Source organism: Paraburkholderia sp. BR14320 (assembly GCF_040948665.1).
GTDB classification, from domain to species: domain Bacteria; phylum Pseudomonadota; class Gammaproteobacteria; order Burkholderiales; family Burkholderiaceae; genus Paraburkholderia; species Paraburkholderia youngii.
The window spans coordinates 1-446 of the sequence record NZ_JBFPKG010000268.1; the positions used below are offsets into that span (position 1 = coordinate 1).

1 pseudogene is annotated in these 446 nt (G+C 60.3%); it reads left to right on the top strand.

From position 1 onward, the window contains the following. Positions 1–157: 157 nt before the first annotated feature. Positions 158–256: pseudogene (locus AB3X89_RS40255) on the top strand (IS6 family transposase); the annotation flags it as partial. Positions 257–446: the final 190 nt, after the last annotated feature.

The window sequence follows — 446 nt, forward strand, 5'->3', positions numbered from 1 at the left end:
CTGACGCGCAACATCGAATCGCAGCAGCGCGAGGGCGTGATTATCGCGAACCTCGTGAATCTGTGGAACAGCTTCGGCAAGGCCGTTTGCGTCAAAAAGCTCTAGTTGCGTCCGCAACCAACTGCGGCCTACCCTGCTGAACAAAGCCAGCGCGCGGGTCAATAACCGGGCCGAAAACAGTCATCAGCCGACCCGCGAACGCGAGCGACGCATGCGTGGCTTTCGCGATCCAGAGCGCTCGCAGGCTTTCCTATCGAGCTTCGGTCCGATCCGGCAGCACTTCGCGCTGAAGCGACACCTGCTACGCGCCTCGCTCTATCGCGGCTTTGTTCAGCAGGGTCCTTGCGCGGCGACCGTGGGTCCGGTAGAAAGAGCCCAGTGATCTATCCGACAGGCGAGCTTTCATGCCTTATAAGTCAAGACTGAAAACGGGTGGGCCGCGCAAG